The sequence below is a fragment of the Blastococcus brunescens genome (assembly GCF_035320885.1).
GTDB lineage: Bacteria > Actinomycetota > Actinomycetes > Mycobacteriales > Geodermatophilaceae > Blastococcus_B > Blastococcus_B brunescens.
The window spans coordinates 1356173-1375099 of the sequence record NZ_CP141261.1; the positions used below are offsets into that span (position 1 = coordinate 1356173).

At 72.2% G+C, this 18927-nt stretch carries 25 protein-coding genes and 1 pseudogene; 16 read left to right on the forward strand and 10 right to left on the reverse strand.

The window, feature by feature from the left end:
* Window positions 1–230 precede the first annotated feature (230 nt).
* From U6N30_RS09015 to U6N30_RS09035, 5 genes are all read left to right on the forward strand, one after another.
* A complete protein-coding gene (locus tag U6N30_RS09015) occupies window positions 231–878 on the forward strand; it encodes a response regulator transcription factor (RefSeq protein ID WP_324277018.1) in 648 nt (215 codons plus the stop codon).
* Window positions 875–2068, forward strand: coding sequence for a sensor histidine kinase (locus U6N30_RS09020; protein WP_324277019.1), 1194 nt, complete (start codon window positions 875–877; stop codon window positions 2066–2068). The genes U6N30_RS09015 and U6N30_RS09020 overlap by 4 nt, the downstream gene beginning before the upstream one ends.
* Window positions 2069–2522: 454 nt before the next feature.
* The gene (locus U6N30_RS09025; protein WP_324277020.1) at window positions 2523–3350 is read left to right on the forward strand and encodes a heparan-alpha-glucosaminide N-acetyltransferase domain-containing protein; all 828 of its coding nucleotides are present in this window, start codon (window positions 2523–2525) and stop codon (window positions 3348–3350) included.
* Window positions 3347–3580 (forward strand): hypothetical protein, encoded by a 234-nt coding sequence (locus U6N30_RS09030; RefSeq protein WP_324277021.1) that lies wholly within the window; start codon window positions 3347–3349, stop codon window positions 3578–3580. Before U6N30_RS09025 ends, U6N30_RS09030 begins: the two co-directional genes overlap by 4 nt.
* Window positions 3581–3629: 49 nt before the next feature.
* The gene (locus tag U6N30_RS09035) at window positions 3630–4259 is read left to right on the forward strand and encodes a TPM domain-containing protein (RefSeq protein ID WP_324277022.1); all 630 of its coding nucleotides are present in this window, start codon (window positions 3630–3632) and stop codon (window positions 4257–4259) included.
* Window positions 4260–4452: 193 nt separating this feature from the next.
* Here the strand turns inward: U6N30_RS09035 and U6N30_RS09040 are convergent, their stop codons facing one another.
* Window positions 4453–5244 carry a helix-turn-helix domain containing protein gene (locus tag U6N30_RS09040; protein WP_324277023.1) on the reverse strand — a complete coding sequence of 264 codons (792 nt, stop codon included), beginning with the start codon at window positions 5242–5244 and terminating at the stop codon, window positions 4453–4455.
* Window positions 5245–5513: 269 nt separating this feature from the next.
* Entirely contained in the window at window positions 5514–5822 is a 309-nt protein-coding gene (locus U6N30_RS09045; protein ID WP_324277024.1) for a hypothetical protein, read from the reverse strand.
* 808 nt (window positions 5823–6630) lie between these two features.
* On the opposite strand from U6N30_RS09045, the gene U6N30_RS09050 reads away from it, so the two are divergent.
* The gene (locus U6N30_RS09050; RefSeq protein ID WP_324277025.1) at window positions 6631–7395 is read left to right on the forward strand and encodes an IclR family transcriptional regulator; all 765 of its coding nucleotides are present in this window, start codon (window positions 6631–6633) and stop codon (window positions 7393–7395) included.
* 94 nt (window positions 7396–7489) lie between these two features.
* On the opposite strand, the gene U6N30_RS09055 is transcribed toward U6N30_RS09050, so the two are convergent.
* Window positions 7490–8470, reverse strand: coding sequence for an ABC transporter substrate-binding protein (locus U6N30_RS09055; RefSeq protein WP_324277026.1), 981 nt, complete (start codon window positions 8468–8470; stop codon window positions 7490–7492).
* A 292-nt stretch (window positions 8471–8762) separates the two neighbouring features.
* Here U6N30_RS09055 and U6N30_RS09060 point away from each other — a divergent pair, with 292 nt between their 5' ends.
* The 3 genes from U6N30_RS09060 to U6N30_RS09065 are packed head-to-tail and all read left to right on the forward strand — an operon-like array spanning window position 8763 to window position 10346.
* A complete protein-coding gene (locus tag U6N30_RS09060) occupies window positions 8763–9194 on the forward strand; it encodes an FAD-dependent oxidoreductase (RefSeq protein WP_324277027.1) in 432 nt (143 codons plus the stop codon).
* Window positions 9175–9348 (forward strand): FAD-dependent monooxygenase, encoded by a 174-nt coding sequence (locus U6N30_RS33635; protein WP_422678100.1) that lies wholly within the window; start codon window positions 9175–9177, stop codon window positions 9346–9348. The genes U6N30_RS09060 and U6N30_RS33635 overlap by 20 nt, the downstream gene beginning before the upstream one ends.
* Window positions 9345–10346 carry an FAD-dependent monooxygenase gene (locus tag U6N30_RS09065; RefSeq protein ID WP_324277028.1) on the forward strand — a complete coding sequence of 334 codons (1002 nt, stop codon included), beginning with the start codon at window positions 9345–9347 and terminating at the stop codon, window positions 10344–10346. The genes U6N30_RS33635 and U6N30_RS09065 overlap by 4 nt, the downstream gene beginning before the upstream one ends.
* Window positions 10347–10396: 50 nt before the next feature.
* Here U6N30_RS09065 and U6N30_RS09070 read toward each other — a convergent pair whose 3' ends face one another.
* Genes U6N30_RS09070 through U6N30_RS09100 form a run of 7 tightly spaced genes read right to left on the reverse strand, consistent with a single transcriptional unit; the run spans window position 10397 to window position 14704 of the window.
* On the reverse strand, window positions 10397–11041 hold the full coding sequence (locus U6N30_RS09070) for a cyclodeaminase/cyclohydrolase family protein (RefSeq protein ID WP_324277029.1): 645 nt from the start codon (window positions 11039–11041) through the stop codon (window positions 10397–10399).
* Window positions 11038–11265, reverse strand: a complete 228-nt coding sequence (locus tag U6N30_RS09075; protein ID WP_422678053.1) for a hypothetical protein — start codon at window positions 11263–11265, stop codon at window positions 11038–11040. Before U6N30_RS09075 ends, U6N30_RS09070 begins: the two co-directional genes overlap by 4 nt.
* Window positions 11177–12616 (reverse strand): aminodeoxychorismate synthase component I, encoded by a 1440-nt coding sequence (pabB, locus tag U6N30_RS09080; protein ID WP_324277030.1) that lies wholly within the window; start codon window positions 12614–12616, stop codon window positions 11177–11179. Before pabB ends, U6N30_RS09075 begins: the two co-directional genes overlap by 89 nt.
* Window positions 12514–12927, reverse strand: a complete 414-nt coding sequence (locus U6N30_RS09085; protein ID WP_324277031.1) for a hypothetical protein — start codon at window positions 12925–12927, stop codon at window positions 12514–12516. Before U6N30_RS09085 ends, pabB begins: the two co-directional genes overlap by 103 nt.
* Window positions 12927–13265: a hypothetical protein gene (locus tag U6N30_RS09090; protein WP_324277032.1), complete on the reverse strand. Its 339-nt coding sequence runs from the start codon at window positions 13263–13265 to the stop codon at window positions 12927–12929. Before U6N30_RS09090 ends, U6N30_RS09085 begins: the two co-directional genes overlap by 1 nt.
* Window positions 13229–13786 (reverse strand): bifunctional 5,10-methylenetetrahydrofolate dehydrogenase/5,10-methenyltetrahydrofolate cyclohydrolase, encoded by a 558-nt coding sequence (locus U6N30_RS09095; RefSeq protein WP_324277033.1) that lies wholly within the window; start codon window positions 13784–13786, stop codon window positions 13229–13231. Before U6N30_RS09095 ends, U6N30_RS09090 begins: the two co-directional genes overlap by 37 nt.
* A gap of 54 nt (window positions 13787–13840) precedes the next feature.
* Complete coding sequence (locus U6N30_RS09100) at window positions 13841–14704, reverse strand: methylenetetrahydrofolate reductase (protein WP_324277034.1); 864 nt, start codon at window positions 14702–14704, stop codon at window positions 13841–13843.
* A gap of 568 nt (window positions 14705–15272) precedes the next feature.
* Here U6N30_RS09100 and U6N30_RS09105 point away from each other — a divergent pair.
* The 7 genes and pseudogenes from U6N30_RS09105 to U6N30_RS09135 all read left to right on the forward strand — a co-directional run bounded on the left by U6N30_RS09105 (window position 15273) and on the right by U6N30_RS09135 (window position 18926).
* A complete protein-coding gene (locus U6N30_RS09105; RefSeq protein WP_324277035.1) occupies window positions 15273–16196 on the forward strand; it encodes a PAS domain-containing protein in 924 nt (307 codons plus the stop codon).
* The gene (locus U6N30_RS09110) at window positions 16193–16831 is read left to right on the forward strand and encodes a sensor histidine kinase (RefSeq protein WP_324277036.1); all 639 of its coding nucleotides are present in this window, start codon (window positions 16193–16195) and stop codon (window positions 16829–16831) included. The genes U6N30_RS09105 and U6N30_RS09110 overlap by 4 nt, the downstream gene beginning before the upstream one ends.
* Window positions 16828–16965: a helix-turn-helix domain-containing protein gene (locus tag U6N30_RS09115; RefSeq protein ID WP_324277037.1), complete on the forward strand. Its 138-nt coding sequence runs from the start codon at window positions 16828–16830 to the stop codon at window positions 16963–16965. Before U6N30_RS09110 ends, U6N30_RS09115 begins: the two co-directional genes overlap by 4 nt.
* A 50-nt stretch (window positions 16966–17015) precedes the next feature.
* Window positions 17016–17258 carry a response regulator gene (locus U6N30_RS09120; RefSeq protein WP_324277038.1) on the forward strand — a complete coding sequence of 81 codons (243 nt, stop codon included), beginning with the start codon at window positions 17016–17018 and terminating at the stop codon, window positions 17256–17258.
* A 91-nt stretch (window positions 17259–17349) separates the two neighbouring features.
* A pseudogene (locus tag U6N30_RS09125) lies at window positions 17350–17490 on the forward strand (response regulator transcription factor); the annotation flags it as partial.
* 154 nt (window positions 17491–17644) lie between these two features.
* Window positions 17645–17962 carry a 2Fe-2S iron-sulfur cluster-binding protein gene (locus tag U6N30_RS09130; protein WP_324277039.1) on the forward strand — a complete coding sequence of 106 codons (318 nt, stop codon included), beginning with the start codon at window positions 17645–17647 and terminating at the stop codon, window positions 17960–17962.
* 226 nt (window positions 17963–18188) lie between these two features.
* Window positions 18189–18926 carry an alpha/beta fold hydrolase gene (locus U6N30_RS09135; RefSeq protein ID WP_324277040.1) on the forward strand — a complete coding sequence of 246 codons (738 nt, stop codon included), beginning with the start codon at window positions 18189–18191 and terminating at the stop codon, window positions 18924–18926.
* Window position 18927 lies beyond the last annotated feature (1 nt).

Below are 18927 nucleotides of genomic sequence, written 5' to 3' on the forward strand. Positions count from 1 at the left end.
CGTGGGGCGGCTGCGGGCGCCAGCCATGCCAGTTGTGCTCAGCCGCTCAGCCGCTCGGTCACCGGCGACACGGGCGTCGCGGGGTGAGGCCGAGCCGCGCGGGGGCGCGCCGAGGGGACTGCCGCGTTGGCCCACCGGCGGTGACCACAGGACCGTCTGGGTGAGGATGTCGCGGCTCTGTGGAAGATGGAGTCCCGACGGCGTTGGGAGGCGACCGAATGCACCGCGTCATGGTGGTGGACGACGAGGCCCTGGTCCGGTCCGGTCTGCGGATGATCCTGGGTTCGGCAGCGGACATCGAAGTCGTCGCCACCTGTGATGGGCCGGAGGCCGTGCAGGAGATCCGTCGACATCGGCCGAACGTCGTGCTGCTGGATGTCCGCATGCCCGAGGTCGACGGGCTGGCGGTCCTCCGCGAGGTGGTCGACTGGCCCGACCCGCCGGTCGTCGCGATGCTGACCACCTTCCACTCCGACGAATTCGTCGCCGAGGCCCTCGGTGCCGGGGCAGCGGGATTCCTGCTCAAGGACACTGAACCGGCCCAATTGATTGCCGCCGTCCGGGCGCTGGCCGGCGGTGGGGGAGTGTTGTCCCCCGAGGTCACGCGCACGGTCATCGAGGGCTACCGCGGTCGGACTGGGCACCCGGCGAGAGTGCCTCGGGTCGAAGCGATGAGCCCGCGCGAGCGGGAGGTGCTCGGACTGGTCGGGCTCGGATTGTCCAACGCGGAGATCGGGCGCCGCCTGTACTTGAGTACCGCCACGGTGAAGGACTACGTCAGCGCTGTCCTCGCCGGTCTCGGCGTGGCGAACCGTGTGCAGGCGGCGGTGGTGGCCCAGGAAGCCGGGATCGTGCCGTCCGAGAACGAGGGCGGGTGACCGTCGCCCCGCGGACACGTGCGGTTCTCGTGGACGCCGCGCTCGTGGGCCTGGCGCTGCTCGACGCCTGGCTCAGCAACGCCTACGCCACCCGGAGCGCGCTGACCCTGTCCGTTGTGGCCGCCCTAGCCCTCGCCGTCCGGCGTCGCCATCCTTTCGCGGTCTTCGCCCTCACTCTGCCGGCGCTGTTCAGCGGCTACGTCCTCATCGCGCCGTTGACAGCTCTCTACACGGTGGCCTCGGTGACCAGGAACCGCTGGCCGATCGCGGTGTGCGGCGCTCTCGCCGGACTGGGGTATCTCCTCCCGTGGCCGTTCGACCGCGCCGATCTGGGTGCGTTGTTCGGCGACCCGCTCGGCCTCATCTACGCTGCGGTGTTCGCCGGGGCGCCGGTGGCGCTGGGGCTGCTGTCACGGACCCGCCGTGAGTTGTCCGAGCGGCTCGAGGAGCTGACGGTCGGCCGGGAGCGGGAGCGGGAACTGCTGTCCCGCACGGTGCTCGCCGACGAACGCACCCGGCTGGCCAGGGAGATGCACGACGTGGTGTCCCATCAGGTCAGCCTCATCGCCGTGCAGGCGGGTGCGTTGGGCACCACGACCTCGGACGGCCACGTGCGCGAGGCCGCCGACACCATCCGCCGACTCAGCGTGCAGACCCTCACCGAGCTCCGGCAGATGGTCGGCGTCCTTCGTGCTCCTGCCGAGGAGGCACCGGAGCTGGCCCCGCAGCCTCGTATCAGCGACATCCCGCGGCTGCTACGCAACAGCGGTCAGGATGCCGCCCTCGACATCGGCCGGACGGCCGGTCTCCGCTGGCCCGACGCGGTCGAGCGGGCGGCGTACCGGACCGTGCAGGAGGCATTGACCAATGCCGGCAAGCACGCTCCAGGTGCTCCGGTCACGGTCACCATCGCGCCGGCCGGCCCCGCCCTGTGCGTGACCGTCCGCAACGACTCGTCGCCGGGTGCGCCCCCGTACTCCGGCCCGCCAGGCGGTGGACACGGCCTCGTCGGCCTGCGCGAGCGCGCCGAGCAGCTTGGTGGTGCGTTCCGCGCCGAACGCACGGCCGACGGCGGCTTCACCGTCGAGGCCGTCTTTCCCGGAGAACCTGTTCCCGCCCCGGTGGGTGGCACCGGTCTCCTCCGGAGGCCCCGTCGGAGCGCCCCGCACGGTGACGGGCTGGATCGCTAGACGCCCGGGAGTCACCGATCGGGTGGTGGGAGAACCCGCCGATCGGCGGGTACACGGCAGCCGGTCGATGGGATGTGCTGGTCGGCCGTCGCGCGCATGGTGGAAACCATGCACTCGCCGCACCAGTCCGTCCCGACGCTCCTGCTCCAGCGGCGTGACGCCGGGGCGGGGTTCTGATGCGGCGCCACGAGGACCCCGCCTGCGGGGCCAGTGACCGCACCTCCGTCGAGTCGTCCTCGTCGACCAGCTCGCGCCACTCTCCGTACCTGGAGCACGCGTCGGATACCGGCGAGGGGAACGCCGACAGGCCGGACGCACCGGGCCCGTCCGTGCTGACCGCGCCGGGCCGGCTGGTGGGGGTGGACGTCACCCGGGGATTGGCCCTGCTCGGGATGATGGCGGTGCACTCCTGTGGGCCTTCGACGACAACGGCGAGGTCACCTGGCACTACGCATTGGCCGCCGGCCAGTCGGCGGCCACGTTCGCACTGCTGGCCGGAATCGGCATCGCCTTCATGACCGGCCGGCGACGGGTACAGCCCGGTGAGTGGAAGGCGACTGCGGCGTCGCTGGCCGCCCGCGCCGGGGTCATCGCCGCCGTCGGCTTCTTCCTGGGCTGGACCGACGCGAGCCTGGCGACGGTCATCCTCGTCTACTACGCGGTGCTGTTCCTCCTGGCGATCCCCGCCGTCTTTCTCTCCACACGTGTCCTGTTCGTCGCCGGGGCAGTGATCGCGGTCGTCGTCCCGGTGCTCAGCCACCTCGTCCGTCCGGCGCTGCCGGAAGCGTCCGGCGACAACATCGCTATCGGCCAGGTGTTCACCGACCCCGTCGGGCTGTTGATCGAGCTGACCGTCACCGGGTTGTACCCCGCGCTGCCTTGGATGGCCTACATCTGCATCGGGATCGCGATCGGCCGGCTGCGGCTGTCCGAGCACCGGGTGGCCGTCCGGCTGCTCGCGGCCGGCTCGGCCGCCGCGGTCGGGGCCTGGGCCATGTCCACCCTCCTGCTGAAGGCGCTCGGCGGTGAGTCACAGCTCTACGCGACCGCCGCCCAGAGCGGTCTGAGCGAGAGCGAGGTCCGCGACCTCCTCGTCTTCGGTAGTGGCGGCACCACACCGACGGGAACCTGGTGGTGGCTGGCGACCGCGGCACCGCACACCTCGACGCCGCTGGATCTGATCCACACCATCGGTGTGAGCGCGGCGTTGCTCGGTGGCATGCTCCTGCTCGCCCGCCCGGCCGGGAAGTACCTGCTTCCGATCGCTGCGGCGGGGGCATGACCCTCACCCTCTACACGGCACACGTCCTGTTCATCAACTCGCCGCTGGATGTGTTCAGTGCCACGGCGGGCTACCTGTTCCAGGTGGTGGCTGTGCTGGTGTTCGCCGTGGCCTGGCGCATGGCGGTGGGCCGCGGCCCGCTCGAGCAGTTGGCGGCCGACGCAGCGCGGAATGCACGGCGAGCCGTGCGCGGGCATGCCGCGTCGCCGACGGACCGCTCGACGCCGTGAACTCCCCGCATCGCGCATCCCGACAGAGCCGCTTCGGGGAGGACGCCGGGTGCACCGCGTCCTCGCCGTCCTCGCCGGATTCGTGGTACTCCTGCTGACCGGGACGGGCCCGGCGGTCGCCGAGCCTCCCTTCGCGGTGGACGCGCTGCTGACGGATCCGAACGGTGCCCTGGGGGCACAAGCGGCCGAGGTCGAGAGCGCCCTTGAAGCCGTCCGGGACGAGACCGGGGGATCACTGCACGTGGTCCTCGTGTCCACCTTCGAGGAGGCCGGAACGGACTGGGCGGAGCAGGTCGCGACCCAGTCCGACCTCGGCTCCTCCTATCTGCTGTTCGCCATGGCCGTGGACGACAACGGGTACCAGTGGTGGCTGGGGGACACGTTCCCCTATGACGTCACGGAGGTCGACCAGCTCATCACCGCAGCGGCCCAGCCGCAGGTCCTGAACGGCCACTGGAGCGGTGCGGTGACCGCACTGGCGGACGGGCTGCGCACCGGCGACATTCCCGAGGCGTCCGATGGCGCCGGCAGCACCAGTTGGTCTGGCGCGACGACATCGGCGATCGTCGGTGGCGCCCTGCTCGTCTTGTTGGCCGCACATCAGCTGTCCCGACGGTCCCAGTCGAGGCAGGCTCAGGCTTCGTCGGATGCTGCCGAGGTTCAGGACCCGACCGGCTGATCCTTTGCATCGAAATTGGCCGGGGTGGGTTCAAGCATCGGATCATCAGTCCGCCGAGGCCGTCGGTGTGACTCGCTGCCCAGTCTGCCGAGCGCAGCCGCGAGGGAACATCTCCTGTGTGAGGCGCGGGAAGGCATGGGAGCTGGCTGGGATCGTAGGGGAACCGTATGCGGGGAAACCGGTGCTCACATGGTCATGCGGCGTTGATGGACGCACGCCGGCGGGAGATCGTGCGTTTGGTGGTTGCGAGCTGTTGGGCGATGTCGCGGATGGACTTGCCGCGCTCGGTGAGACGCCGGACGACTTCGTCTTGCTCGGCAGAAGTCAGGTGCTCGAGGCGGACGCCGTCGCCAGCGAGGGCGCGCTCGATGGCGATCTCATCCAGATCATCGTCCGTCTGTGCATGCTCAGCGTGGTGTCGGGGGTCTGGGTCGGTGTCGATGTCGTCCCAGGCCAAAGGCGGCAGCCACCCGTGTAGCGCGGCGAAGGCCCGGGCGGCGCCGGCGGCAGCGCGCTGGTCGTCCGTGGACTGCGGTGGAGGCAGGTTCCACAGCTGCTCGTAGAGGGCGCTGACGTCCTGCGCGGTCTGCGCGGTGACGGAGTCGCTGAGCATGCTGCGTCGGAGGCCCGCGGAGCTTCGGCCGAGCCTGGCGGCCAGCTCGTCGTGGGGCCAGCCGACGGCCATCAGAGCCCGCAGCCGGCGACGAGTGCCCGTGGCGGCGACCTGACTGCGCGGCGCCCGGTTGGCCTGGTCGACCCGAATGCGCAGGAGCCGTTGGGCGGTCTCGGGCCGGACCCGCCGGATGCCTGGGTTGCCGTCGCGCTCGGGGTCGGCGAGTTCGCGGACGTGGCTGGTGGAGATGCCGGCGAGCATGGCGATTTGCTCGACGCCGATGGCGGCGGCGCGTAGCGCGCGGATGTGCTCGCGCACCGGGGCGGCGTCCACGAACGGTCGCCATCGGCCGAAGGTCTGCGCGCGGTGCACGGCACGGCCGGCCGCGGTGTTGGCGGCCGTGCAGTCGGTGCATCGGCAGCGGTCCTTCACGTAGGCGACGCGGGTTCCATGCACGTGCCGAGCACGCGGATGAGTGCAGTCTCGCCTCACCCGACTCTGGGTGCGCTGGACACGGCGACGTGCTCGCTCGATGGCCTGCCGGTGCTTCGCGCAGGAATGGCGCGCGTGGTGGACGTCGGCGAGGGCGCCGCTGGCGTAGGCGCGGCTGTAGCCGCAGGCCGGGCAGGTCCGGGTGGCGCTCATGCCCCGCCCAATGGAGATCCGGCGACCGGCCCGGCTTGGCTACGACCCGGTACGCCGGCCTTGGCCAGGACGTCCTCGATCCAATCCGTGCGGAGGCTGCCGTTGTCTCCGACGTGGTCGTCGAAGGCCATGGCCGTGAATTGCTGGGCGGTGGCGGCCCACTCCCGGTCGGACAGGGGCCGCTCGAGGTGGGCTTCGACGGTGAACCGGTCGACGTAGGCGATGCTGGCGCCGATGATGTCTGCCAGGTCGGTGAGCAGCCGGTGGGTGTCGCCGCCGTAGCGGTGGACGAGGGCCTGCAGCACGTCTCGACAAGCAGCGGAGACGTGGGACGGTGCCGGCGCAAGCGCTGTTGCTGTCCGTCGTCCCGGCTGACCGCACATCCCTGCTCCCGCTGGTGAGTCGCTCTCATCGGGAGAAGGCGCTATTCGGAGCCGTTTGGTGACACCCCGCGGAGAATTAGGATGCGGCGCTCGACCGGATGCCTCTTGAAGCTCCGGTCGAGGTGAGTCGTGGCGTCAGGTTTTGTCGTCCGTGGGGAAAGCGCCGACGAGGGCTCTGGTCCTGTCGCGATCGCGATCGCGACGACGGGACGTCAGTCGCGGGGTGTCACGCTTGACCGCGGGATGTGCCCGTCGAGGAAGGATGCAGTGAGTGGCGATGAGGGGTCCCCGGCGCGCACCAAGGCGCCGGGCCGTTGATCGTCGCTGGCGCGGGACCCCGCGAGCGGCACTCTTTAGGCACCCAATACTCCCGCAACCAGCCGTGCGTAACCGTCGCAGCCAACGCTTCGCACCGCCCTTGACCTGCGTCTTCAACCTGAGCCAACGCGAGCAAGCGCCTCAAGATCAAATCGCAGGGTTACTGGTTCAAGTCCAGTCGGGGGAGCCACCCAGGCCCCGGACCGGAAGCATCGCCGGTCAGGGGCCTTCCTCGTCCGTGACCGGGCCCCGAACCGCTGCTCTGTCACCCGGTGCGAGCGGCCGCGAGCCGGTGTCACCGACGGCGTCCCGTACGCAAGTATTCCGGCCGCTCCGGAAGGTCCGGCTCTACGATTCCGCCATGTCGAAAGACGAGCGGAGCCGTCCAGCGTCGGACAGGGCTGCGGACGAGGTGCCCGCATCGGTCACATCCGTCGACAACGCGCTGTGGCTCCTCCAGCTCGTCGGCGAACGGCCGGCCCTGCGCGTCGCCGAGGCCGCGGACGTCCTCGGGGTCGCCCGCTCCACGGCGCACCGGCTGCTCACGGCGCTGCGCCGCCGCGGCTTCGTCATCCAGGACCGGCCGAACGGGGCGTACCGGCCCGGTCCCGCACTGCAGGAGATCGGTCTGGCCGCCGTGAACCGGATCGACATCCGACGGGTCGCCCGTCCCGTTCTGGAGCAGCTGCGCGAGGAGACCGGCGAGACCGTCAGCCTGGCCCTGCTGGAGGGCACCGCCATCCGCTTCGTCGACGGCGTCGAGAGTCCCCGCTCGGTCCGCGTCGGCAACCGGACCGGCGTCGTCCGCCCGGCACATGCCGCAGCTGTCGGCAAGGCCATCCTGGCCGGACTCACCGACCGGGAACTGTCCCGCCTGTATCCCGACGATCGGCTCCCCGCGTCGGCGACCGGGGCCGCGGCGACCGACCTGGCCACGCTGCGCGCCGAACTCGCCGAGGTGCGGACCCTGGGTTACGCGATCAACTGGGAGGAGACGACCGAGGGCGTCTGCGCGGTCGCCGCCGCCCTGCGGGACACCGTGGGGCAGCCGCTGGCCGGCCTGGGCATCGCCGCCCCGATCAGCCGGATGAAGGACGTGTCGGCGATCCGCGCCCTGGCGCCGGCCGTCCTGCGCGGAGCCGAGCTGGTGCTCGAACGGCTGCCTGCGGCGCGGTGAACCGGGCGGGGACCGCTGCACCCGCGCCGCGACGGCACGGACGGCGATGCGGGAGCCGCACCGCCGTCCGGAGCCGTCCGAAGCCGCCGCAGGATCAGCCGATGACGACCTCGTCGAGGTCCACCGGCTCCTCGATCAGCCCGTACTCGACCATCAGGTCCTGGACGAGCTCCAGCGACTCCTCGTCCGATCCGCCCTGCCAGAGGTTGATCCGCACCTTCTCCGCGAGCTCCGGCGCGAGGTCGCCGATCTCGGGGAGGGCGGCGCGGAAGGCGTCCGGGTCCTCCCGGATCGAATCGGCGGCGGCCTGCACGCACTCCTGGAACGCCTCGACGGCGTCCGGGTTCTCCTGCGCGAACTGCTCGGACACCACGTAGGTGCCGATCTGGAGCCCCGGCTTGAGTGCCGAGTAGGGCCGACCGATGATCTTCAGCCCGCTCTCCTCGGCCAGCGACACGAACGGCTCGATGAGCAGTGCGGCCGCGACGTCACCGCTCTCCACCGCGGCGGCCATGTCCGGGAACGGCAGCTCGACGAACTCCACGCTGTCGTAGGAGAGGCCGGCCTCCTCGAGCATCGCGCCGAGCACGATGTCGTTGATGTTGCGCAGCGTGTTGACCGCGACCCGCTGTCCCTCCAGCTGGCTGATGTCGGTGACCGTGCTGTCGGGCGCCACCATGAGAGCGGAGAAGTCCTGCTCGGTCTCCTCCGAGGTGCTCGTGCCGCCGGCGATCATCCGCAACGGCAGCCCCTGGGACGCGCCGATGAGGACCGACACCACGTTCGACCCGGCCACGTCAAGGTCGCCGCTGACCAGCTGGGGGATGACGGTGGCGCCGCCGCTGGACGCGGTGATGTCGAGCTCCACGCCGGCGTCCTCGCAGAAACCCTCCTGCTGGGCATAGGTCAGGAAGTACAGCGGGGCACCGTTGGTGTCCGCGACGGTGAGGGTGGCCAGTTCGCCGTCCTCGCCGCCACCGCCCGAGGGCGCGGACTCGGACTCGCCGCCTCCGCAGGCCGTCATCAGCAGTGCCGCAGCGCTCATGGCGGCGGCGGATCGGAACGAGGTCTTCACGCGGGGCGTCCTTTCGGGGCGGTGTGGCGCTCGCCACGTTGTCGAGCTGAAGTTAGTAGCTGTAGCGGCCAGCAGACCGAAATCGCCCGAAGTTCCGCGATACGGAATCTCTCTGCGATTGCGAGGGTGAGCGCTTACGGTGCGACGTGCGGACTCCCGAGCCGGTTCTCCCGGAACCTGCGCTCGTCGAGGGTCCCTCCCGAGGAGCCATGCGCATGACCACCCACCTCGTCACGCCCCGGGCCGGCGGCGACGTCCGCCGCTCCGACGGAACCTTCCGGGCAGGCGCTCGATGACCGGCGACCGGGTCAGGTCCCAGGTCGCCATCGTCGGCGGCGGGCCGGTCGGGATGGGGCTGGCCATCGGGCTGGGACAGCTCGGCATCCAGTGCGCCGTCATCGAGCGCCGTGAACAGCCGCAGCCGGTGCCGAAGGGTCAGAACCTCACCCAGCGGACGATGGAGCACATGCGCGCCTGGGGGCCGAGGAGCGCGTCCGTGCGGGTCGGACGATCCCGCCCGAGTTCGGCATCGTGGGGTACACGGCCTACGGCTCGCTCCTCGGACCGTACTCCTACGAGTGGCAGCGCCGCGCCGCCGTCCGCCGCTTCTACGCGACCGACAACGAGCGCCTCCCGCAGTACGCCACCGAGCGGGCGCTCCGCGAGCGCGTGGCGGAGGTGCCAGACGTCTCGGTCCACTACGGCTGGCGGGCCGAGCAGGTGACCCAGGACGACGGGGTGCCCGGCTCCGTGCACAGAACGACGCCGGTGACGTCCTGGAGATCGAGGCCGAGCACGTCGTGGGCTGCGACGGCAGCCGGTCCCTCGTCCGCTCCGCTGCCGGGATCACCGAGACGGGGAGGACCACGACCAGATGATGGTGCTGCTCGTCTTCCGCTCCCGGCAGCTCGACGGCGTCCTGGACCGCTTCCCGGGGACGTCGTACTTCAACGTCCTGGACCCCGCCCTCGAGGGGTACTGGAAGTTCCTCGGGCGCGTCGATGCGGAGCAGACGTGGTTCTTCCATGCGCCGGTCGACCGGGCGGACGCTGACCGCAGCACCGACTTCCGCCCGCTCGTCTGGAGCGCGGTCGGGGCGGAGATCGACGTCGACGTCCAGCACGTCGGTTTCTGGGACATGCGGTTCACGCTCGCCGACAGCTACCGCGCCGGCCGCCTGCTCATCGCCGGCGACGCCGCGCACAGCCACCCGCCGTACGGCGGCTACGGCATCAACACCGGGTTCGAGGACGCCGCCAACCTCACCTGGAAGCTCGCCGCCACACTGCAGGGATGGGGCGGGCCGCGGCTGCTGGACTCCTACGACGCGGAGCGGCGGCCGGTCTTCGCGTCGACCCGGGACCACTTCATCGCGCGCGCGATCGAGGTGGACCGGGACTTCCTCGCGACGTACGACCCCGAGACCGACCGGCCCGCGTTCGAGGCCGCCTGGCGGGAGCGCGCGACCGGTTCGCCCGCGGAGGTGGACGCCTTCGAGCCGAACTACGAGGGATCTCCGATCATCGCGGCGCGTGGCGGAGCGGGGCCCAGTGCGCGCGGGCGGCACGAGACACGGGCTCGGCCGGGGCACCATCTGGCGTCGCAACCGGAAGGCACCGACGTCGACCTGTTCGACCGGCTGACCGGCGGAGGTTTCGTGCTGCTGCGCGCCGGGACGACGGGTGAGGAGTTCGTCGCGGCAGCGGAGCGGGCCGCGGTCCCGCTGAGCATCGTGGACGTCGACGAGGACGTCCGGGACGCCTACGGCTCGGACCTGGTGCTGGTGCGTCCCGACCAGTACGTCGCCTGGGTCGGTGACGGTGGCCAGGACGCGGATGCCGTGCTGGCCACCGTCACCGGGCGCGCCGGTCGATGAGCAGCGCGCGAGCCGCGGGACCTGCTCGGAGGAGCCGGGGCCGCTGAAACTCAGCGGCGGATGAGCTTCCGGACCTCCGCCTCGACGGCCTCGGCCCGTCGCGCGAGGTCGTCGACGACCTCGACGGCGGAGCTGAGGTCGGCGCGGGCGCGCTCGTCGTCGATCCCGGCCATGTTCGTCTCGACCGCCAGTCGTGCCGTCGAGGCGGCGGCCCGGGCGGCGGCCATCGCCGCCGCGACGTCGCTGACCAGGTTGCGGTTGGCGATCGGCAGCAGCCGTTCGGCCAGCGAGGCCAGCTGCACCGATGCCTCGATGATCCTCCGTGGCGGCTGGGCGGCGTCCAGCTGCGCGGCGGAGAGTGCGCGGCGTCGGGCTTCCTGCTCGTCGTCGGTGTCCCGGGGCAGCTTCATCGCCTGGGCCACCGCGGTGAACGCCTGCTGGTCCTCGGCGGCCGCCTCCAGGCAGACGTCACGCTGGGCGTCGGCCTCCGCCACGATCTCGCGCACCACGTCGGCGTGCTCCTCGTCGGTGGTGAAGCGACCCACCATCGCGACCAGCGACGTGGCCAGGGCCGCCTCGATCCCCGCGGTGGCGCCCGCGCCCGGTGCGGCCATGCGCGCGGCCAGCTGGCCGAGGAACTCGCCGAGCGACTGGCCGTCGAGCTCCTCGGCGGCGGGGGACTCTGCAGTCGTCACGGTCGCGTCCAGGGTCTCGAGGCAGCGGTGGGGGACAGGCGCTCACCGGCACCGGCCGGGCGTGCCGAGATGTGATCGTCGGTCGTCCGGGCGGTCCCGGCCACTCGGAGCCGTCCTGCTCCGGCGAGCATCGGGTCAGGGAGCAGCCATGCGGACCGCCGGCCCCGGAGCGAGTTGAGCACGGCGAGGCCCTCGGCGGCGCGCACGTCGCCGAGGGTGAGCACGCGCTCGTGCAGCCGGCCGAGGTCGAGCAGTCGCCCTCGCTCGACCCCGGGAAGGCAGCCGGACCCGGTCGGGGGTCCACCACCGCCCGTCGAGGCGGACGGCGAGGTTGGCGATGGTGGTCTCGGTGACCTCGCCCCGCTGGTTGATCAGGACGACGTCGTCGGCCTCGGGGTGCCGCAGGGCGCGGGTGACGTAGACGTCGCGCCGGGTGTTCTTGTGCTGCAGCCAGGGGCTCTGCGCGTCCACGGGGTCGTCGTCCAGCGCGAGCCGCACCGGCTCCCCGCCGCGAGAGGGCAGGCCGGCCAGCTCCACCTCGACCCGCCCCTCCCGGAAGAGCAGGAGCCGCACACGGGCCGGTTCCGCACGCTCGCCGACGGCCGATGCCAGCGACGCGAGGACGGCAGCGCGATCGAACCGGAAGTCGAACCAGTCGGCCGAGTCGGCCATCCGCGCGAGATGCCGGTCGAGGTTGCGCAGCCCCTCGCCGGGGACGTACGCCAGTGTCTCGAGGAGCTGGTGATCGGCCACCGGATGGGCGAGGACGGCGGCCTTCGCGTGCAGCTCGGCCCGCTCCCGGGTGGCGTCGGACCCCCAGGTGATCCCACCGCCGGCCCCGTACACGGCTTCCTCGGTGCGTCGGTCGACGACGGCGGTCCGGATGGCCACGCTGAACCGGGCGCGGACGGGCGCGGTCGGAGGCCCGACCAGACCGATCGCTCCGCAGTAGACCCCTCGCGGCATGGGCTCCAGCTCGCCGATCAGCTCCATCGTCCGCTGCTTGGGCGCCCCGGTGACCGAGCCGCAGGGGAACAGCGCGCGGAAGATCGCGAGCAGGTCGACGTCGGGCCGCAGGCGAGCGCTCACCTGTGACGTCATCTGCCACACGGTCGGGTAGCGCTCGAGGGTGAAGAGCTCGTCGACGCGCACGCTGCCGACCTCGGCGATGCGGCCGAGGTCGTTGCGGAGCAGGTCGACGATCATGAGGTTCTCCGCCTGCTCCTTGGTGCTCGCGCGCAGCAGCCCGCTCTGCCGCTCGTCCTCGGCCGTCGTCCGGCCCCGGGCGGCCGTGCCCTTCATCGGCCGGGTGCGCACCTCGGAGCCCACCCACTCGAAGAACAGCTCCGGGCTGGCACTGGCGATGACGGACCCGCCGAGGTCCAGGTAGGCGTTGTAGGAGCCGCGCTGGGCGAGCGTCAGCCGGGTGTAGAGCTCGAGCGGGTCGTCGACCGACGAGCGCAACCGGTCGGTCAGGTTGCACTGGTACGTCTCACCCGCGGCGATGTGCTCGCGGACCGTCGCGACGGCCCGGGCGTGCTCGGCGTCGGTCCGGTCCGGCCGCCACGGCGGCACCGGTGCCGTGGACGGGGCGCCGGCCGCGACCGGGGGATGCGTGCCGGTTCCCCGCACAGCCCGAACCAGACCAGCGGCGGCTCGCCCGGGACATGGCCGCCGGGAAGCCCCGGGTCCAGCCCGGTGGCCGCCTCGTAGGAGACGAAGCCGAAGGCCCAGCTCCCCGCCTCGGTGGCGTCCTGCACCTCGCGCAGGACGTCGGCCACCTCGTCCACGCGGGTGGTGCTGAGCACCCGGTGCGCCGGCGGGCACAGCAGGGCCGTCCCGCCGCGCAGGTCGTCGAAGCGCGCCCACGGCAGGGGCGCGGACATCAGTCGGTGCGGCCCTGCTGCGCCTTCGCCGCGGTCAGCGTGTTGGCCAGCAGCATCGCGATGGTCATCGGCCCGACGCCTCCCGGTACGGGGGTGACGAGGCCGGCGACCTCGGCGACGGCCGCGGTGTCGACGTCCCCGTGCAGGCCGTCCTCGCCGCGGTGGATGCCCACGTCGATGACGGTGGCGCCGGGCTTGATCCCGTCGGCACCGACCAGGCCAGGGATGCCGGCCGCGACGACGAGCACGTCGGCGCGACGGCACACCTCGGCGAGGTCCCGAGTGCGCGAGTGGCAGATCGTCACCGTGGCGTGGCGCTCGAGCAGCAGCTGCGCCATGGGCTTGCCGACGAGCACCGACCGGCCGACGACCACGGCCTGGGCACCCTGGAGGGGACGTCGTGCTGGTCGAGCAGCGCCATGACCCCGGACGGCGTGCACGGGCGCAGCCCGGGCCGGCCCTGGGCCAGCAGCCCGGCGTTGGCCGTGGTGAGCCCGTCGACGTCCTTCTCGGCGGGGATGCGGGCCAGCAGCGCCTCGGAGTCCAGGTGCTTCGGCGTGGGCAGCTGGAGCAGGATGCCGGAGACGGCCGGGTCGGCGGCCAGCTCGTCGATCAGCGCCGCGGCCTCCTCCTGGCCGACGTCGCCGGGCAGGTGCCGGTGCTGGTCCTGCATCCCGGCGGCCACGCACAGCTTGCGCTTGTTCCGGACGTAGACCTCGGACGCGGGGTCGTCACCGATCAGCACCGTGGCCAGCCCGGGGGCCGTCCCACCGGCGGCGACGAGCTGCTCGACGCCCTTCGCGACGTCCTCGCGCACCTGGCGCGCGACTGCCTTGCCGTCGATCATCCGTGCTGTCATCGGGTGCTCCTCAGGAGACGGTCGTCGTGGTGCAGCGGGCCGGGGCCGCAGCGGTCACGAGAGACCCTGCAGCGTCTTCTTCCGCCACTCCTCGGTGGGTTCGAGATCGTTGAACGTGAACACGTGGAAGCCCTCGATGTTGTTGTCCGGCCGGCCCATGTGCGGTGCCAGTCCCTTGATGATCTTGGCAGGGTTGTAGCCGCCGGGCAGGAAGAACCTCCACAGCAGGGTCTGCTGCTTCTTCAGGAACTTCGCCGACTCACCGATGCCCAGCCCGCTGGACACGCGCAACAGCTTCTGGCGGTGGACCGCGCCCGGCACGCCGATGTGGACCGGCAGGTCGATGCCGCGGCGGTGCAGCTCCCGGGCCCAGTGCAGGATCACCTTCGGGTCGAACACCATCTGGGTCTTGATGTGGTTGGCCAGCGGGGCCTTGTCCTTCAGGGCCTGGAACAGCACGTCGTCCGGCGCCTCGGGGTGACCCTCGGGGTGGCCCGCGATGCCGATGTCGGTGAAACCGTGGTCCGTCTCGTGCAGCGCCACCAACAGGTCGTGCGCGTGCGTGAACTCGGTCGGGGTCTCGGTCGGGTCCCCGCCGACGACGAACACCTCGGTGACGCCGGCTTCCCGGCAGCGGGCCACGATCTCGGCCAGATGGGCGCGGTCGCGGATCTGCTGGGCCGAGAGGTGCGGGGCCACCGTGTAGCCGTGCCCGACGAGCGCGACCGTGAGGTCGATGGTCACGTCCTGCCCCTTGGCGGCGGACGCGGTGACGGTCAGCCGCACGTCCGTGGGCACGTGCTCCACGACCGCCTGCTCGGTCTTCTTGAACGGGATCACCTCGTAGCCGAGGGTCTGGAATGCCTTCTGCAGGGCAGCGCGGGCCGCGGGCTCGCGGACGGTGATGGCGCGGTTCACGAAGGTGCCTTCTCTCGGGGCCGGCAGGTCGGTCGCGGTGGGGTCGGGCTCCGCCGTTCGTCGGCCGGGAGCTCGCTCGAGGCTGTGAACCTCTGCGAACACCTCGACCGAACGGTCGGGGCGGGACGGTCGCCCGGCGCGGGACGACCGCGGAACGACACCCGCCGGGGCAGGTGGGCGCTGCCGACGGGACCGCCCCTCGGAGACAGCCTAGGAACGCGGTGTGGCGCAGGCCACGGTGGAACGTCGACACCTGTCCGGCCGGTTCGGCCGCGAGCAACGCGACATCTGACGTAGGCCGCAGGCAGTCGGCGGTGAGGTCTTCGCCTCCGGAGTCCCCCGCCGGGGGCCCCGGCAGGCCCTGCGCCCGCGCCGTCCGCGTCCGGCGAGCGGCTCGAGGTGGTCGTCCCGATGGGCTGGGCCGGGTCGTACCGGGGTATGACGCCACCGGGTGAGAGCGATCGACCCGCTCCGGGCGGGCATGGTTGGCTCCCTGCACGACCGGTCCGGAGCCCAGGAAGGGGGACACCGTGGACGCAGTCGAGCGAGCCGTCCCGGCTCCCACCCGATGACCGACACAGCGTCCGCCGACGTCGTCGAGCACGCCCCGGACGGACTCGCCGTCATCGACGCCGACGGTCGCTTCGTCGAGGCGAACCCCGCGGCCGTCCAGTTGTGCGGACTGGCCCCCGGCGCGGTGGTCGGGGCCAGGTCCCCCTTCCCGGTGCCCGAGGAGCTCGCCGCCACCGCCCGGTCGGGAGAGCTCACGGTCGAGTGGACGCCGACCCTGGGAGCGAGGCGGGAGTTCGCCTACGTGCTCAACCAGGTGCCGGAACGGTCCCGCTGGGTGGTCTCCTTCCGCGACGTGACCGTCAGCCGGCTGCAGCAGCGGCGGCTGGCGGCGATCGCGAAGGCGGCGTCCAGCGTGGCGTCCAAGCGCTCCCTCGTGGGGACGCTCGAGGCGTTGGCGCAGGAGGTCGCGCGCACCGACGCGCTCGCCGGGGTGCAGGTGCTCACCGTCAACTCGGCGGGCAACCGGCTGCACGTGATGGGCGCCGCGGGGTTCGGCCGGTCCACCGAGTTCTTCGACAAGCTCATGGAGTGCCGTGCCCGGGGCGCGCGGCTGGTCATGCTCGAGGCCCTCGAGAAGCGTGAGCCCATGGTCGTGGCCGACCGGTACCAGCGGATCATCACCGACCCCGCGTGGGAGCCGCTGCGGGAACTCATGCTGCGACCACGGTGGGACTGGTTCGCCAGCGTCCCCCTCCTCGCGCGGGGAGAGCCGGTCGGCATCCTGAACGCCTTCTTCGCGCCGGGCCAGACGGTGGGGAGACGGAGCTGGAGTTCCTCCTGGCCATGGCCGAGCAGGCCGCGATGGCGGTCGACCACGCCGAGCTCCTGGAACGCGAACGGGACCTGGTCCGTCGCGAGGAGCGGCAGAAGCTCGCCCGGGACCTGCACGACTCCGTGGTCCAACAGGTCTTCTCGATGATGATGCAGGCCCGCAGCCTGGGCGTGCTCGTGGGCCGCGGGCTCCAGCCGGCGCCCCAGAAGGTGGCGCAGGTGGCCGACGACCTGAGCAGCACCGCGGAGGACGTCCTCGCCGATCTCCGCGGCATGGTGGTCGAGCTGCGACCCGCGACCACCGCCGGACGCAGCCTGACCGCCGCCCTGCACTCGCTGGTGGACACCACGGTCGCGCGGGCGGGGCTGGCGGTGACCCTCGACATCGCCGACCCCGCCGCCGAGCTCGACGCGCTGGACACCGACCTGATCGAGGACGTGTACCGCATCGTCGCCGAGGCGGTGCACAACAGCGTCAAGCACGCGGGCGGCACGGCCGTCCGTGTCCGGCTCGCGGTCACGTCCCACGGCCGCCGGCGGCGCCTGGTCGCCGACGTCACCGACGACGGCCGCGGCTTCGGTGCGCCACCGCACGGCGATCAGGAGAGGAGGCCGCCGTCGAGCGGGTTCGGCATGACCGTCATGCGCGAGCGGGCAGCCCGCTGGGGAGGAGTGGTGCGGGTGCACGAGGTCCCCGACGGCGGCACCTGCGTGCGCCTGACCCTGCCCCTGGTCACCTCGTTGCCGGCGGATCCGATCGCCCATGCGACGGTGGCGCCATGAACGCGCCCTCGCCCAGCATCACGGTCCTCGTCGTCGACGACCACGCGGTCGTGCGCCGCGGAGTGGTGGCCTACCTGGAGGCGCTCGAGGACGTCGTGGTGACCGGGGAGGCCGGCCACGGGGAGAGGCGCTGAACAGCCTCGCGCGGTCGGCCGCGCACGGCGTCCTGCCCGATGTCGTCCTCATGGACCTGCAGATGCCGGAGATGGACGGCGTCGAGGCGACCGGGCAGATCGTGCGCCGGTTCCCGGAGGTGAAGGTGGTCATCCTGACCAGCTTCGGGGAGACCGAGCGGGTGCATGCCGCCCTGGAGCAGGGCGCGTCCGGATACCTGCTCAAGGACGCCAGCCCCGCGGAGGTGGAGGGGCGCTGCGGGCCGCGGTGCGCGACGAGGTCTTCCTGGACGCCGCCGTCACCCGGCGCCTGACGCAGGAGATCCGCGCTCCGCGTACGGGGCTCGGCGTCCTCACGGCCCGGGAGAAGGACGTGTTGGTCCTCGTGGCGGAGGGAAGTCGAACAAGGACATCGCCGCCCACCTGTTCATCAGCGAACGGACGGCGCGGACCCATGTGAGCCACCTGCTCACCAAGATGGGGCTGAGCTCCCGGACCCAGGCGGCCCTGCTGGCCGTGAAGGAGGGGCTGGTCCGGCCCCGCTGACGGCGAGGACGTCATTTGTCGCGGCGCCTGCGCGACAGGCACGGCTCCCGACGTCGGTCAAGCGGGTGATCCGCCGGGGTCGCGCCGCTCCTAGCGTCGACGACCGGACCGGCCAGTTGCCCACCGGTCGGAGGCTCCCCGAGGGAGGTGCGCCGTGGGCGTCGTCCCCACGCCCGGCCGGCCCCCGGCACCCGAGCACCGGGTGGGGGCCATCCAGGTCGTGTGCGCCACCGCCGGGTTGACCCTCGTCGTGCCCCCGGGCGCGTCGATCCTCGACGCCGTGCGGAACGCCGGCCTCGAGGTGCCGCCCGCCTGCCCGGGAGGCCGGTGCGGATCCTGCGAGACGCGGGTCCTGGAGGGATGCCCGGACCACCGGGACGGTGTCCTCACCGCCGAGGAACGCGACCTCGGGGACACCATGATGATCTGCGTCTCCCGCGCCAGGGGTGGGCGCCTGGTCCTCGACCTGTGACCGCGCCGCGCCCTCGTCCGTCGGCCGTCGTGCGGCGCCCCAGGACGGATGACGTACCCCTGGTGCGCTCCAGCGGTGGCCCTGGCGGTACATCGGGACGATCCTTCGACCGGGGCCATGCCTCTACCGTCCAGCAGGAACGCGGTCGTGGCCACGGCCGCCGTCGTACCGACCCCCACGAGGAGGGTTCACCCGTGACGTGCGCGGCGCCCGGGAACGTGCAGGAATGAGCACCTTCGTCCTGGTGCACGGGGCCTGGCACGGCGGCTGGTGCTGGGACCGCGTGGCCCCGCGGCTGCGGGACGCCGGCCACGAGGTGCACGCCCCGACCCTGACCGGGCTGTCGGAGCGCGCGCACCTGCTCAGCCCGCTGGTCGGGCTGGAGACCCACGTCGAGGACGTCGTCCGGCTCGTCGACGTCCGGGGGCTCGAGGACGTCGTCCTCGTCGGGCACAGCTACGCCGGCCAGATCGTGACCGCCGTCGCCGACCGCCGCCCGGAGGCCGTCGCGCTGCGGATCTACCTCGACGCGTTCGTCGGGTCCGACGGCGAGGCGGCCCGGGACCTGCTGCCGGAGACGGTCGAGCACCACTGGGCGGAGTCGGCGGCCGAGCAGGGGTTCGGCTGGCTGGTGGCGGTCCGCAAGCTGTCCGTCCTCGGGGTGACGGAGGAGACCGACCTCGCGTGGCTGAGCCCGAAGCTCACCGCCCACCCGTGGAAGACCTACACCGATCCGTTGCGGCTGACCGGCGCGGTCGACGCCGTCCCGGCGGCCTTCGTCGAGTGCACGGACTGGATGCGGGTGTTCGCCGCCCAGGCCGACCGGGCACGGGCGAAGGGGTGGCCGGTCCACGAGCTGGCGACCGGCCACGAGGCGATGGTGACGGCACCGGACGAGCTCGCCGAAGTGCTGCTGGAGCTCGCCGGCCGACAGCCGGTCCGATCAGGAGAGGCAGGGATCTGAC